At 69.5% G+C, this 14,051-nt stretch carries 15 protein-coding genes and 2 tRNA genes; 2 read left to right on the top strand and 15 right to left on the bottom strand.

The genetic code is table 11. The features are described 5' to 3' along the window. Positions 1-3: 3 nt before the first annotated feature. The 11 genes from clpX to M4D53_RS13680 form a co-directional block, all read right to left on the bottom strand. Positions 4-1,272 (bottom strand): ATP-dependent Clp protease ATP-binding subunit ClpX, encoded by a 1,269-nt coding sequence (gene clpX, locus M4D53_RS13730; RefSeq protein WP_187661733.1) that lies wholly within the window; start codon positions 1,270-1,272, stop codon positions 4-6. 117 nt (positions 1,273-1,389) lie between these two features. Continuing rightward, positions 1,390-1,914, bottom strand: coding sequence for a hypothetical protein (locus M4D53_RS13725; RefSeq protein WP_259954547.1), 525 nt, complete (start codon positions 1,912-1,914; stop codon positions 1,390-1,392). Positions 1,915-2,017: 103 nt separating this feature from the next. Then, positions 2,018-2,869 (bottom strand): aldehyde dehydrogenase family protein, encoded by an 852-nt coding sequence (locus M4D53_RS13720; RefSeq protein WP_259954546.1) that lies wholly within the window; start codon positions 2,867-2,869, stop codon positions 2,018-2,020. Next, complete coding sequence (locus M4D53_RS13715) at positions 2,866-4,308, bottom strand: aldehyde dehydrogenase family protein (protein ID WP_259954544.1); 1,443 nt, start codon at positions 4,306-4,308, stop codon at positions 2,866-2,868. The genes M4D53_RS13720 and M4D53_RS13715 overlap by 4 nt, the downstream gene beginning before the upstream one ends. Before the next feature lie 54 nt (positions 4,309-4,362). After that, the gene (gene deoC / locus M4D53_RS13710; RefSeq protein ID WP_259954543.1) at positions 4,363-5,364 is read right to left on the bottom strand and encodes a deoxyribose-phosphate aldolase; all 1,002 of its coding nucleotides are present in this window, start codon (positions 5,362-5,364) and stop codon (positions 4,363-4,365) included. Further along, positions 5,361-6,296, bottom strand: coding sequence for a sugar-binding transcriptional regulator (locus tag M4D53_RS13705; RefSeq protein WP_187661738.1), 936 nt, complete (start codon positions 6,294-6,296; stop codon positions 5,361-5,363). The genes deoC and M4D53_RS13705 overlap by 4 nt, the downstream gene beginning before the upstream one ends. Before the next feature lie 153 nt (positions 6,297-6,449). Beyond that, positions 6,450-7,091 carry an ATP-dependent Clp protease proteolytic subunit gene (locus tag M4D53_RS13700; protein WP_025105017.1) on the bottom strand — a complete coding sequence of 214 codons (642 nt, stop codon included), beginning with the start codon at positions 7,089-7,091 and terminating at the stop codon, positions 6,450-6,452. Positions 7,092-7,108: 17 nt separating this feature from the next. After that, positions 7,109-7,696 carry an ATP-dependent Clp protease proteolytic subunit gene (locus M4D53_RS13695; RefSeq protein WP_025105018.1) on the bottom strand — a complete coding sequence of 196 codons (588 nt, stop codon included), beginning with the start codon at positions 7,694-7,696 and terminating at the stop codon, positions 7,109-7,111. Between the two features lie 81 nt (positions 7,697-7,777). Further along, a complete protein-coding gene (locus M4D53_RS13690) occupies positions 7,778-8,272 on the bottom strand; it encodes a tetratricopeptide repeat protein (protein WP_259954540.1) in 495 nt (164 codons plus the stop codon). A gap of 72 nt (positions 8,273-8,344) precedes the next feature. Beyond that, positions 8,345-9,823, bottom strand: a complete 1,479-nt coding sequence (tig, locus tag M4D53_RS13685; RefSeq protein WP_259954539.1) for a trigger factor — start codon at positions 9,821-9,823, stop codon at positions 8,345-8,347. 60 nt (positions 9,824-9,883) lie between these two features. Beyond that, positions 9,884-9,957, bottom strand: a tRNA-Pro gene (locus tag M4D53_RS13680). 94 nt (positions 9,958-10,051) lie between these two features. Here M4D53_RS13680 and M4D53_RS13675 point away from each other — a divergent pair. Both M4D53_RS13675 and M4D53_RS13670 read left to right on the top strand, forming a co-directional pair. Further along, positions 10,052-10,125, top strand: a tRNA-Gly gene (locus M4D53_RS13675). Positions 10,126-10,196: 71 nt separating this feature from the next. Next, on the top strand, positions 10,197-11,426 hold the full coding sequence (locus tag M4D53_RS13670; RefSeq protein WP_259954538.1) for a hypothetical protein: 1,230 nt from the start codon (positions 10,197-10,199) through the stop codon (positions 11,424-11,426). A gap of 56 nt (positions 11,427-11,482) precedes the next feature. On the opposite strand, the gene M4D53_RS13665 is transcribed toward M4D53_RS13670, so the two are convergent. From M4D53_RS13665 to M4D53_RS13650, 4 genes are all read right to left on the bottom strand, one after another. Beyond that, positions 11,483-11,836, bottom strand: coding sequence for an RNA polymerase-binding protein RbpA (locus M4D53_RS13665; protein WP_025105022.1), 354 nt, complete (start codon positions 11,834-11,836; stop codon positions 11,483-11,485). Then, positions 11,836-12,084, bottom strand: coding sequence for a preprotein translocase subunit SecG (gene secG / locus M4D53_RS13660; protein WP_025105023.1), 249 nt, complete (start codon positions 12,082-12,084; stop codon positions 11,836-11,838). The genes M4D53_RS13665 and secG overlap by 1 nt, the downstream gene beginning before the upstream one ends. 80 nt (positions 12,085-12,164) lie before the next feature. Continuing rightward, the gene (tpiA, locus tag M4D53_RS13655; RefSeq protein WP_259954537.1) at positions 12,165-12,956 is read right to left on the bottom strand and encodes a triose-phosphate isomerase; all 792 of its coding nucleotides are present in this window, start codon (positions 12,954-12,956) and stop codon (positions 12,165-12,167) included. After that, the coding region (locus tag M4D53_RS13650) for a phosphoglycerate kinase (protein WP_259954536.1) at positions 12,947-14,051 on the bottom strand (1,105 nt) is incomplete at its 5' end. The genes tpiA and M4D53_RS13650, both read right to left, overlap by 10 nt.

The following is a 14,051-nucleotide window of genomic DNA, read 5'->3' as shown; positions in this document are numbered from 1 at the left end:
GGCTCAGGCGCTCTTGCGCTTGCGCTCCATCACGATGGTGGGCGGGGCCCCCTCGTCGACGGCGGCACGGGTGATGATCACCTTCGCGACGTCCTCCGCAGACGGGATCTCGAACATCACCGGACCGAGCACGTCCTCCAGGATGGCACGGAGACCACGGGCACCCGTCTTGCGCTCGACCGCCAGATCCGCGATCGACCGCAGCGCGTCCTCCTCGAACTCCAGCTGGACGCCGTCGAGCTCGAACATGCGCTGATACTGCTTCACGAGCGCGTTGCGCGGCCCCGTGAGGATGTCGATGAGCGCGGCCTGGTCGAGCGGCGACACGTTGGTGACGACGGGCAGGCGCCCGATGAACTCTGGGATGAGCCCGAACTTGTGGAGGTCTTCCGGGAGCACCTCGCTGAAGAGGTCGAGGTCCTTGCCCTTGTCGTGCAGCGGAGCGCCGAAGCCGACGCCGTGCTTGCCGACGCGCGCGGAGACGATGTCCTCCAGCCCGGCGAAGGCACCGGCCACGATGAAGAGCACGTTCGAGGTGTCGATCTGCAGGAACTCCTGGTGCGGGTGCTTGCGACCGCCCTGCGGCGGCACCGAGGCGACCGTGCCCTCGATGATCTTCAGCAGCGCCTGCTGCACACCCTCGCCCGACACATCGCGGGTGATCGACGGATTCTCGGCCTTGCGGGCGATCTTGTCGACCTCGTCGATGTAGATGATGCCCTGCTCGGCGCGCTTCACGTCATAGTCCGCGGCCTGGATGAGCTTGAGGAGGATGTTCTCGACGTCTTCGCCGACGTAGCCGGCCTCCGTCAGCGCGGTCGCGTCGGCGACGGCGAACGGCACGTTGAGGCGCTTGGCGAGCGTCTGCGCCAGATAGGTCTTACCGCAACCCGTCGGGCCGATGAGCAGGATGTTGCTCTTCGCGATCTCGATCTCTTCGGCCTTCTGCTCGGCCGGCTGCAGCGTGCCGTGGGCGCGGACGCGCTTGTAGTGGTTGTAGACGGCGACGGAGAGGGCGCGCTTCGCGGGCTCCTGTCCGACGACGTACTCCTCGAGGAACGTGAAGATCTCGCGAGGCTTCGGAAGCTCGAACTCGGCCACGCCCTCGGCGGACGACTCCGCCATGCGCTCTTCGATGATCTCGTTGCAGAGCTCGACGCACTCGTCGCAGATGTACACGCCGGGTCCGGCGATGAGCTGCTGCACCTGCTTCTGGCTCTTTCCGCAGAACGAGCACTTGAACAGGTCAGCGCTTTCACCGATGCGGGCCATGCGCGTCCTCCTCGGGGGGATCAGGATCGTTCTTCGAGCCTAACCGCTGCATACGACACCGGGCCGCATTGGCGACGAGTCGTTCGGCGGGTCCGGCGGATGACGGTGTCTCCGCCGTCATTCCGCGGGGAGGCAGCCGCCGTCCATGATGTATCCCCCGACTTCGATGTGCACCTCGTCCGGACGCACCTCCCCGAAGACGCAGCCGCCCTCGGGACCGTCGGCACCGAACGCCACCGCGCGCGCATCTCCCCGGGCGACGTGATGGACGAGGCCGACCTCGCGCAAGGCGTTCTCGACGGAGGTCACAGCGATCGTGCTCTCCGTGCGCAGTGCTTCGAGACGCACGCGGAGGTCCGCCACCGGCTGCTCGGCGGCCGCCCGCGCCTCGACCGACGTCTCCATTCGCTCACGATGCCGGTCGTTCTGTTCCATCGCGTGTTCCGGGTCGTACGGCGCACACTCCGGCGGAAGCTCGGCGCCGTCCACCTGCGGACAGGCGACGGTCGGGGTCACGGTCGGCGTCGGCTCTCCGGCGGTGACGTCGGCCGGCGCCGCTGCGCAGCCGTCGAGAAGCAGGATCGCCGCCAGCACGAGCGTCACTCGCCCGGGGCGGGCGCGGACGCTGGAGGTCGCCATCATGCCGCCATGAAACCACAGCACCGGCGTCACGCGCACGCTGCTCGAACGACGAGGGCCCCGCCGCGCGGTACGCGACAGGGCCCTCAGCCATCCTGACGTGTCGTCAGACCATGCTCTTCGTGTGCCAGACCGTCTTGACCTCGGTGAAGGCGGCGATCCGCTCCGGCGACGCGACCACGTCACCGGGGGCGAGCACGCGCTTCAGCGTGTCCGCTGCGGCGATCTGCATGTCGACCCACTCCAGCGCACCGGCGCCGGCGAGGTCGAGGGCGTTCACATCCTGGTGCGAGGCGAGCCAGGGGGCGATCTCGGCCGGCGAACCGGTGAGCACGTTCACCACGCCGCCGGGGACGTCGCTGGTCGCGAGCACCTCGGCGAGACTGATCGCGGAGAGCGGGTACTGCTCGCTCGCGACCACGACGACGGTGTTCCCGGCGACGAGGGCCGGGGCGACGACAGAGACCAGGCCGAGCAGCGCTGAGTCCTGCGGCGCCACGATCGCGACCACACCGGTGGGCTCTGGCACCGAGATGTTGAAGTACGGACCGGAGACGGGGTTCGCGTTGCCCGCCACCTGGGCGTACTTGTCGCACCACCCGGCGTACCAGACCCAGAGATCGATCGCCTCGTCGACCTGCGCCGTGGCCGCCGAGGACGAGATGCCCTCCTGCGCCACGATCTCGTCGACGAACTGTGCGCGACGTCCCTCGAGCACCTCGGCGACGCGGTAGAGCACCTGGCCGCGGTTGTAGGCCGTCGCCCCCGACCAGCCCTTGACGGCGGCGCGCGCGGCGACGACCGCATCGCGGGCGTCCTTGCGGGAGGCCTTGGCGGCGTTGGCGAGGAAGGCGCCCTTGCGGGAGACGACCTCGTACGTGCGTCCGGACTCGCTGCGGGGGAAGGCCCCGCCGATGGCGAGCTTGTAGGTCTTCGGAACGGTCAGTCGCTTGCTCATGCTGCGGCTCCCTTGAGGTAGGCGGTGAGCCCCTGACGACCGCCCTCGCGGCCGAATCCGGACTCCTTGTAGCCGCCGAACGGGCTCGACGGGTCGAAACGGTTGAACGTGTTCGCCCACACGACGCCCGCACGCAGCCGATCCGCGACTGCGAGGATGCGCGAGCCCTTGTCGGACCAGATGCCGGCGGAGAGACCGTACGGGGTGTTGTTGGCCTTCGCGATCGCCTCGGCGGGTGTCCGGAAGGTGAGGACCGACAGCACCGGGCCGAACACCTCGTCGCGGGCGATGCGGTGCGAGGCCTCGACCCCGGTGAAGATCGTCGGGGCGAACCAGAAGCCCTGCTCCGGGATCGCGCAGTCGGCGGTCCAGCGCTCGGCACCCTCGGCCTCGCCGATGTCGCTCAGCTCGCGGATGCGGGCGAGCTGCGCCGCGGAGTTGATCGCGCCGATGTCCGTGTTCTTGTCGAGCGGGTCGCCGAGACGCAGCGTCGACAGCCGGTTCTTCAGCCGGTCGACGACCTCGTCGTGGATCGACTCCTGCACGAGCAGACGACTCCCGGCGCAGCACACGTGGCCCTGGTTGAAGAAGATGCCGTTGACGATGCCCTCGACCGCCTGGTCGATCGGCGCGTCGTCGAAGACGATGTTCGCGGCCTTGCCGCCCAGCTCCAGGGTCAGCTTCTTGTTCGTCCCCGCGACGGCCCGGGCGATGTCGCGACCGACACCCGTCGAGCCGGTGAACGCGACCTTGTCGACGTCGGGGTGACGGACGAGGGCGGCCCCGGTCGAGCCGGCCCCCGTGACGATGTTCACGACACCGGCGGGGAGATCGGCCTGCTGCAGGATCTCGGCGAAGATCAGTGCCGTCAGCGGCGTGGTCTCGGCCGGCTTGAGCACGACCGTGTTCCCGGCCGCCAGCGCGGGCGCCAGCTTCCACGCGAGCATCAGCAGCGGGAAGTTCCAGGGGATGACCTGCCCGGCGACGCCCAGGGCGCGCGGGTTCGCGCCGAGACCGGCGTAGTCGAGCTTGTCGGCCCACCCCGCGTAGTAGAAGAACCAGGACGCCACGAGCGGCACGTCCACATCGCGGCTCTCCTTGATGGGCTTGCCGTTGTCGAGGCTCTCGGCGACGGCCAGCTCACGGGCACGCTCCTGCACGAGGCGGGCGATGCGGAACAGGTACTTGCCCCTGTCGCGGCCGCTCATCCGCGACCAGACCTTGTCATAGGCGCGACGGGCCGCGGCGACGGCGCGGTCGATGTCCGCGTCGTCGGCGGAGGCGATCTCGGCGATCTCCTTCTCCGTCGCCGGGGAGATGGTGCGGAAGGGGGTGCCGGAGCCGTCGACGAACTCGCCGTCGATGAACAGCCCGTAGCTGTCCTTGAGGCTCAGCACCGCCGTGGACTCCGGAGCCGGAGCGTATTCCAGGAAGTTCATTTTCAATCCCTTGGGTTGCTGCCCTTCGACCGGCTCAGGGACCGGCCGAAGATGTCAGTCGATCGTGACGTAGTCGGGGCCGGAGTAGTGGCCGGTGGCGAGCTTCTGACGCTGGAGGAGCACGTCGTTGAGCAGGCTCGAGGCGCCGAAGCGGAACAGGTGCGGCTGGAGCCACTCCTCCCCCACGGTCTCGGCGACCGTCACCAGGTACTTGACCGCGTCCTTGGACGAGCGGATGCCGCCGGCGGGCTTCACGCCGATGCGCTCCCCCGTGCCGCGGTACCAGTCGCGCACCGTCTCCAGCATCAGCAGCGTGGTCGGCAGCGTCGCCGCCGGCTGCACCTTGCCGGTCGACGTCTTGATGAAGTCGCCGCCGGCGAGGATGCCGAGCCAGGAGGCGCGCTTGATGTTGTCGTACGTGTTCAGCTCGCCGGTCTCGAGGATCACCTTGAGCGAGGCGTACGAGCCGTCCTCCCGGCGGCACGCCTCCTTGACCTGGGCGATCTGGTCGAACACCAGCCCGTAGCGGCCGGCCAGGAACGCGCCCCGGTCGATGACCATGTCGATCTCGTCCGCACCGGCCGCGACCGCCTCCGCGGTGTCGGCGAGCTTGATCGCGAGGGAGGACCGGCCGCTCGGGAAGGCGGTGGCCACGGCGGCGACCGAGATGAGCCCGTCGTCGGGGTCGCCGTGCAGGCTGCCGAGGGCCTCGACCGCGCCGGCGACCATGTCGCCGTAGACGCAGACCGCGGCGACGCGGGGCGTCGAGGGGTCGGCGGCGTCGGGGTTCTTCGCCTTGGCGACGAGGGACCGTACCTTGCCGGGGGTGTCCGCGCCCTCCAGGGTGGTCAGGTCGATCAGCTTGATGATCGTGTCCAGCGCCCACGCCTTCGACGTCGTCTTGATGGAGCGGGTGCCGAGGCCGGCAGCGCGCTGCTCCAGCCCGACGGCGTCCACGCCGGGGAGGCCGTGCAGGAAACGACGGAGGGTCGCGTCGTCCGGCTCACCGCCGAGGACGTCCACCGCCGTCCTGCGGCTGAGTTCTGTCGTCGTCACTGTTCCTCCAACAATGCTCGTGCTGTGGTCTCATCGGTCACCAGGACCCCGCACAGGCCGCTGGTCACGACGGTGCGCGCGATGTCGTGCTTGGCGGGGCCCGCCGTCACGAAGATGGCCCGCGCGGCGCCGCGCAGGCGGTCGAGCGAGACGCCGACCGTACGGGCGTCCAGCTGCGGGTCGACGATGTTGCCCTCGGCGTCGACGTAGCGCCCGAGGACGTCGCCGACGGCGCCGCGGCGCGCGAGCTCCTCCACATCGTCGGCGGTGAGATAGCCGTTCTCGACGTGGGCGGAGGTCGCATCGCAGGGGCCGGCGGTGAACAGGAACGCCTGGGCGTCCGCGGCCTCCTCCAGCACGGCCGCGACGGTGCGGTCCCCTTCGATCGCCTGCTTCGTCTCGACGTGCTCCAGGATCGCGGGGCTCGGCAGCAGGGAGACCTGGCCGGAGGCGCGCTGGGCGATGGTCACCGCGAGTCCCGCGGCCCCGCCCGAGCGCCGGTTCAGGCTGACGCCGCCGTTGAGCTGCACGACCGTGACACCGTTCGCCCAGCCGTCGGGCAGGGCCTCGGCCACGGCGCGGAGCGTCTTGCCCCAGCTCACCCCGAGGGTGCGCGGAACAGGGCGGAGGGCGGTCAGGAAGTCGGCGGCCGCCTGAGCGACGCGCTCCAGAGTGCCCTCGTCGCCTTCGGGTGAGGGGACGACCACGGCATCGGTGAGGCCGAAGCGCTCCACGAGCTCGCGCTCGAGGCCGAGCCGACGGGCGCGCGGGTGGACGATCTCGATGCGGACGATGCCGCGCTGCCGCGCCTGCGTGAGGAGGCGCCCGACCTTCCACCGGGAGATCTTCAGGAGACCACCGATCTCGTCCTGCGTCTTGTCCTCGTCGTAGTACAGCTCGGCGACCCGGACCATGAGCAGATCTTCTTCCACGGTGTCCTCCTTCCTCCTCCAGGGTAGGCCGGATTCAGCGTTCGCGCACCCATCTGCTCATATGCGCAGGCGCGCCGTCTTCCCGCGCACTTCCGCCGGAGACGCGAAGAGGACGCCCGTCGATCGACGGGCGTCCTCTTCTACGGATGCAGACTACGCGCGCTTGCGCGAGGTGAGCACCTGGTCGACGATGCCGTACTCCAGCGCCTCGTTGGCCGAGAGGATCTTGTCGCGATCGATGTCGCGGTTGACCTGCTCGACCGGCTTGCCGGTGTGACGGGCCATGGTCTCCTCGAGCCAGGTGCGCATGCGGAGAATCTCCGCCGCCTGGATCTCGATGTCGGAGGCCTGACCGTGCCCGGCCTCCCCCATCGCCGGCTGGTGCATCAGCACGCGGGCGTTCGGCAGCGCGAGACGCTTGCCGGGAGCGCCCGCCGCGAGCAGCACGGAGGCAGCCGAGGCCGCCTGGCCGAGCACGACGGTCTGGATCTGCGGCGCGACGTACTGCATCGTGTCGTAGATCGCCGTCATCGCGGTGAACGAGCCACCGGGCGAGTTGATGTACATGGTGATGTCGCGCTCGGAGTCCTGGCTCTCCAGGACGAGGAGCTGTGCCATGACGTCGTCGGCCGACGCGTCGTCGACCTGCACGCCGAGGAAGATCACGCGGTCTTCGAACAGCTTGTTGTACGGGTCCTGGCGCTTGAAGCCGTAGGCGGTGCGCTCCTCGAACTGCGGCAGCACATACCGGCTGGAGGGCAGGTTTCCGGCGGACTGGAACGTGGGTGTGTACATGGTGTCCTCTCGAATCCTTACTCGACGCCCGTGCCGCCGCCGCCGGTGACGTCGCTGGCGTGCTCGCGGATGTGGTCGACGAAGCCGTACTCGAGGGCTTCCTCCGCCGTGAACCAGCGGTCGCGGTCGCCGTCGGCGTTGATCTGCTCGACGGGCTTGCCGGTCTGCGACGCGGTGATCTCGGCGAGGCGCTTCTTCATCGACAGGATGAGCTGCGCCTGGGTCTGGATGTCGCTCGCGGTGCCGCCGAAGCCGCCGTGCGGCTGGTGCAGCAGCACGCGGGCGTTCGGCGTGATGTAGCGCTTGCCCTTGGTGCCGCTCGTCAGCAGCAGCTGGCCCATGGACGCGGCCATGCCGATGCCGACGGTGACGATGTCGTTCGGCACGAACTGCATCGTGTCGTAGATCGCCATGCCCGCGGTGATCGAGCCGCCGGGCGAGTTGATGTAGAGGTAGATGTCCTTCTCGGAGTCTTCGGCGGCGAGAAGGAGGATCTTCGCGCAGATCTCGTTGGCGTTGTCGTCTCGCACCTCCGAGCCGAGCCAGATGATGCGGTCCTTCAGCAACCTGTCGAAGACGCTTGTCGCGACGAGGGGTTCAGCCATGTCAGCTCCTGCTTCCGTGTTTCAGTGATTCGAATCTACCGGCGCGCGCACAGCCCCTAGGTCGTGTTCGCCGTCGGCATATCAGGTGTCGCTGCCGGCGATCTCCTGCGCATACGCCGTCATGGATCGGTGGTAGCGCGGCAGGTGCGGGACGAGCGCGAGGATGGCCACCGACAGGCCCTGCGCGGGCCGGCCGGCACTGGCGAGGATGAGGGCGTGCACCACCGCGACCGCGTCGCGATACGGTCCGTCCGCCGCGATCTCCTCCTCGGCGCGGATGACGCGCAGCGCCTCGTCGTAGTCGCCGAGGTTGCGCAGCGAGCTCGCGAGCTGGATCACGCACTGCGGGCGATGCTCCTCATCGAGGCCGAGCGCCAGGGCGCGACGGTAGAGCTCCACCGCCTCCGCCGGGCGTCCGGCGGAATCGCGGGCACCGGCGCGCTCGAACTCGGCCCGGGCGTCGTCCGCACCCCGTTCCGCGGCGAGGGCGTCGATGCGCGCGATCGTCTCGTCGCCGACCTCTTCTCCCGAAGCGTCCGCCCACACCTGATCGATGCGGTCGTCCCAGCTCGCCATCCCGTCGTCCTTCCCTCGATGAGAAAGAGGGCGGATGCCGCAGCACCCGCCCTCTTCACTCGACCGCGCCGATCACTCGGCGGTGTCGGCGTCCTTCTTGGCCGCAGCCTTCTTCGCAGCCGGCTTCTTGGCGGCGGGCTTCTTCGCCGCGGCGGGCTTCTCGTCCGCGTCGGCGTCCTTCTTGGCGGCCGCCTTCTTGGCCGGAGCCTTCTTCTTCGCGGCGGGCTTCTCCTCGGCCTCGGCGGCCTTCTCGCCCTCGGCCTCGGCCTCGTCGTCGGTCACGACGAAGTCGGAGAGGTCGACGGCCTTGCCGTTGGTGTCCACGACCTTGACCTTGCCCAGTGCGATCGCGAGCGCCTTGTTACGGGCGACCTCGCCGACCAGGGCCGGGAGCTGGTTCGAGGACTGCAGCGCCTCGACGAACTCCTGCGGCGCCATGCCGTACTGCGCGGCGGACTGGATGAGGTACTGCGAGAGTTCCTCCTGCGAGACCTGCACGTCGGCCTGCTCGGCGATCGTGTCGAGCAGCACCTGCGTGCGGAACTGCTTCTCGCTGGCCTCGGTCACCTCGGCGCGGTGCACGTCGTCCTCGAGACGACCCTCGCCCTCGAGGTGGTTGTGCACCTCGTCCTCGATGAGCTGCGGCGGGACCGGGATCTCGATCTGCGCGAGCAGCGTCTCGACGAGCTTGTCGCGGGCGGCGGAGCCCTGCGTGAAGACGCCCTGCTGCTCGACGCGCTCGCGCAGGCTGTCGCGCAGCTCCGCGATGGTGTCGAACTCGCTCGCGATCTGCGCGAACTCGTCGTCGGCCTCGGGAAGCTCGCGCTCCTTGACGGCCTTGACGGTGACGGAGACCTCCGCCTCCTTGCCGGCGTGGTCGCCACCGACGAGGGCGGAGCGGAAGGTGGTGTCCTCACCGGCGGTGAGCGACTCGATCGCGTCGTCGATGCCCTCGAGGAGCTCGCCGGAGCCGATCTCGTAGGAGACGCCCTCGGCGCGGTCGATCTCGCTGCCGTCGATCGTCGCGACGAGGTCCAGCTCGACGAAGTCGCCCTTGGCTGCGGGGCGGTCGACGGGGATGAGCGTGCCGAAGCGGGCGCGCATGTTCTCCAGCTCGGCGTCGAGGGCGGCCTCGTCGGCCTCCACGGCGTCGACCTCGAGGGTGATGCCCGCGTAGTCGGGGAGCTCGATCTCCGGGCGCACGTCGACCTCGACGTCGACGAGCAGGTCGCCCGAGAAGTCCTTCTCGTTGGGCCACTGCGTGATCTCGGCCGACGGACGACCGACGATGCGGAGCTTGTGCTCGGCGGTCGCCTCGCGGAAGAACTTGTCCAGGCCCTCGTTGACGGCGTGCTCGATGACGGCACCACGGCCGATGCGCTGGTCGATGATCGGAGCCGGCACCTTGCCCTTGCGGAAGCCGGGGATCTGGACGTCCTGCGCGATGTGCTCGTAGGCGTGCGCGATGCTCGGCTTGAGGTCGTCCGGGGTGACCGTGATGGTGAGCTTGACCCGGGTCGGGGTCAGCTTCTCGACGGTGCTGTTCGCCATGCTGGTGTGTTCTCCTTGTGGTTTCCGCGCAGAACGCGGCTGGAAGGTCGTGGGGTCGAGTCGGGGCGACAGGAGTTGAACCTGCGACCTCCCGCTCCCAAAGCGGGCGCTCTACCAAGCTGAGCTACGCCCCGGGGAATCCGCACGCAGATTCAGCCCCATCGAGTCTAACGGACAGGAGCACGCCCGACCGTCCGCTATGATCGATGGAGTCCGGACTCCGGTTCCGGGGGTGTAGCTCAATGGTAGAGTCTCAGTCTTCCAAACTGATTGCGCGGGTTCGATTCCCGTCACCCCCTCCACGTCGTCACCTCGGTCGAATACGCTGACAGGATCAGCTCCCGACCGGAAGGCCTGCCGAGATGAGCGCCTCGTGACCGCCCCTCCGCCGTCGGTTGCCGCGACCGCCACGGGGCCGGCTCCGGGTGGGCATCGTCTCCCGCCCGTCCTCTCCTCCGCGTCCGGCGTCCCCCGGCCGCCGCGCGACCGGCGAAGGCTGAAGGGCATCCTCGCCGGCGCCATCGGCACGGTCGTGGTGTTGACCGGTCTCGGCATCACGCAACTCGTGGCGAACCAGGGATACGACGAGGCCGCCAGCGGGGTCGAGGACGCCACCCGATCGGTGACCGCCCAGCAGACGGAACTCCGACAGCGGACCGCCGATCTGATCGCGGCGACGGACGCCGGGCATGTCATCATCGACACCGGCGCGCCCGCCCTCGCCGTTCCCGAGGACCTCTGGGCGGCCCTGGACTCCGCCGTGGCGGAGGGCGAGACCACGGGCGGCGAGGCCGAGGACGTCCTCGCGACGCGGCTCCCGGCCGACGAGACGAAACCCGGCTGGTTCTGGGACCTCTTCGCCGCGACGAGCCGTCTCGCCGAGGACCAGAGCATCCTGCGCGGCGTCGCCGAGTCGATGGACAGCGCCTCCACGTCCGCCGCCGCGAGCGTGGACGCGGTCCGGACGAACGGCGTGGCCGTGCTCACCACCGCGGCCGAGGCCGCCGGCGCCTTCGAGAGCGCGCATCCGTCGACCCGCAACGCCGCCGTGATCGCTCTGCGCGGAGCCGCCGCGGATGCTCTCGCCGTCACCGAGGTCGACGACGCGGCTGCGGCCGCCTACGTCGCCCTGCAGAAGGCGGCCACCGATGTCGTCGCGGCCGAGGACGCGGAGCTCGCGGAGAAGGCGGGCCCACTGCGGAACGCCCGGCTCGAGATCGAGGCCTTCGCCCGCTCGCTCGCGCCCGGCGTCCTGTTGGAGTTCGACTGGGCACCCGTCGTCAACGGCGCCGGGTACAACGGCAGCATGGGCGGCTACACCACCTGGTGGTGGGACGAGCCGGGACGCGCGGTCATCGAGCTGTCGAACTCGGTCGCGGAGCAGTGGCCCGCAGAGCGCAGCAGAGCGCTCGTCGCCCACGAGGTGGGTCATGCCATCAGCGTGAAGTGTCAGGACATGTACGACCCGTCCACGCAGGACAGCATCGAGAAGTGGGCGACGGCCTGGGCCATAAGCATGGGGTTCACGGACGACGCCAACGGCGTATGGGCCTACGGGTATCCCCCGCAGAACTACATCGACGCCGCGGCCGGCTGCCGTTGAGACTGAAGAAGCCGCCGTGATCATCACGGCGGCTTCTCCTCTCGCTCAGTCGGCGGTCACTGACCCCGACGCTCGCGCAGCTGAGTGAGGGCGTCCTCCAGGAGCTGGACGGCCTCTTCGTCCGTCCGGCGCTCCTTCACGTAAGCGAGGTGCGTCTTGTACGGCTCGGCCTTCGCGACGGCGGGAGGGTTCTCCTTGTCGCGCCCGGCCGGGAGACCCGACTGCGGGTGGTCGATGATCTCCGGGATCTCCTCCTCGGGGAGGCCGGCGGCGAAGTAGCGCACCGTCTCGTTGCCGAGGCCGTCCCAGTACGACACCGCGATGCGGTCGGCGTGATAGCCGTGGTCCTGCTCGCCCATGGGACCGGAACCGACACGGGTACCGCGGATCGCGTTTCCACCGGTAGCCATCAGATCACCTCGAACTTCGTGATGAGGCCGAGCGCCACGATGGCGATGAACCACGTGAGCGCCAGGACGACGGTGAAGCGGTTCAGGTTCCGCTCCGCGAGACCGGAGGAGCCGACCGCAGTGGTCATGCCGCCGCCGAACATGTCGGACAGGCCGCCACCGCGACCCTTGTGCAAGAGGATGAGGAGAGTCAGCAGGACGCTGGTGATGCCCAGCACGACCTGCAGGACGAACTCGAGAATTGCCACGGAAAGAGCCTTTCGCTGGGGCCGGAGCGCCCCCGTAACGGTCAAGTATACGGTGCAGCGGGACCGGAGCCCCGCCGCACTCACACGCCGACGTGCTTCTCGAAACGGATGATCGCCGCGAACTCGTCGACGACGAGGCTCGCGCCGCCGACCAGAGCGCCGTCCACGTCGGGCTCGCGCATGAAGCTGGCGATGTTCGCCGCCTTGACGGAGCCGCCGTAGAGGATGCGGGTGCGCGCAGCCGCCTCGTCGCCGAGGACCTTCGCGATCACGCCGCGGAGTGCCGCGCACACGTCCTGCGCCTGCTGCGGCGTGGCCGCCCGACCCGACCCGATGGCCCAGACCGGCTCATACGCGACGACGATGTCGGCCGAGGGCGAGACGCCCTGCAGCGCGGCCTCGAGCTGTCCGGCCGGAACCGCGCTGGCGCCGAACTTCTCCAGGTCCTCCGCCGTCTCACCGACGCAGATCACCGGGGAGAGGCCGTGCTTGAGAGCAGCCTTCACCTTGCCGGCCACGATCTCGTCGGACTCGGCGTGGTACTCGCGACGCTCGGAGTGTCCGATGATGACGTACTTCGCGTCGAGCTTCGCCAGGAACGCGCCGGAGATCTCGCCGGTGTACGCCCCGGAGTCGTGCGCCGAGACGTCCTGCGCACCGAACGCGAACGGGATCTTGTCCGCGTCGATGAGCGTCTGCACGCTGCGGATGTCGGTGAAGGGCGGGAAGACCGCCACCTCCACGGATCCGTCCTCGTGCTTGGCGTCCTTCAGCGTCCAGTGCAGCTTCTGCACGAACGCCACCGCCTGCAGGTGATCCAGGTTCATCTTCCAGTTGCCCGCGATCAGCGGGGTACGGGAGCTCACGCCCATCCGAGGACCTCCAGCCCAGGTAGTTTCTTGCCCTCGAGGAATTCGAGGCTCGCGCCGCCGCCGGTCGAGATGTGCCCGAACTGGTCGTCGGTGAATCCGAGCTGACGGACGGCTGCGGCGGAGTCGCCGCCACCGACCACGCTGAGGCCGTCGACCTCGGTCAGCGCCTGCGCGACCGCCTTCGTCCCTGCGGCGAAGGCCGGGAACTCGAACACGCCCATCGGGCCGTTCCAGAACACGGTCTTCGATCCGCGGATGACCTCGGCGAAGCGCGCCGCGGTGTCCGGCCCGATGTCGAGGCCGATGCCCGACGAACCGAACGCCGTCTCCTCGATCGCGTCCGCGGGGGCCACCTCGTGGTCCGCGTCGGCGCCGAAGGACGCGGCGACGACCACGTCGGTGGGGAGCACGAGCTCCACGCCGCGCTCGGCCGCCTCGGCGATGTATCCGCGCACGGTCTCGAGCTGGTCCTCCTCGAGGAGGCTCGACGCGACGGCATGCCCCTGCGCCTTCAGGAAGGTGAAGAGCATGCCGCCGCCGACCAGGATGCGGTCGACCCGCGGGAGCAGGTGCGAGATGACTCCGAGCTTGTCGCTCACCTTGGACCCGCCGAGCACCACCGCGTACGGCCGCTCCGGATTCTCCGTCAAGCGGTCGAGCACGTCGAGCTCGGTCGCGATCAGGAGGCCGGCCGCCGAGGGCAGCAGCTTCGCGAGGTCGTAGACGCTCGCCTGCTTGCGGTGCACGACGCCGAAGCCGTCGGACACGAGCACGTCGCCCAGCTCCGCGAGCTGGGCCGCGAAAGCACCACGCTCGGCCTCGTCCTTCGAGGTCTCCCCCGGGTTGAACCGGAGGTTCTCGATCACGACGACCTGGCCGTTCTCGAGGGACGCCACGGCGTCCTTCGCGGCTTCGCCGACCGTGTCGCCCGCGAAGGCGACCGGTGCGCCGAGCAGCTCGGACAGTCGCTGCGCGACCGGCTCCAGGCTGAACTGCGGATCGGGCGCGCCCTCGGGGCGTCCGAGGTGCGAGCAGACGACGACGCGGGCGCCCCCGGGGAGGTGGGGGGTGAGGGGGCGCCGCCCCGCGGCGCCC

Source organism: Microbacterium meiriae (assembly GCF_025143875.1).
Taxonomy (GTDB): domain Bacteria; phylum Actinomycetota; class Actinomycetes; order Actinomycetales; family Microbacteriaceae; genus Microbacterium; species Microbacterium meiriae.
Note: the sequence above shows the minus strand (reverse complement) of the source record. Positions and strands in the feature narration are given on the sequence as shown.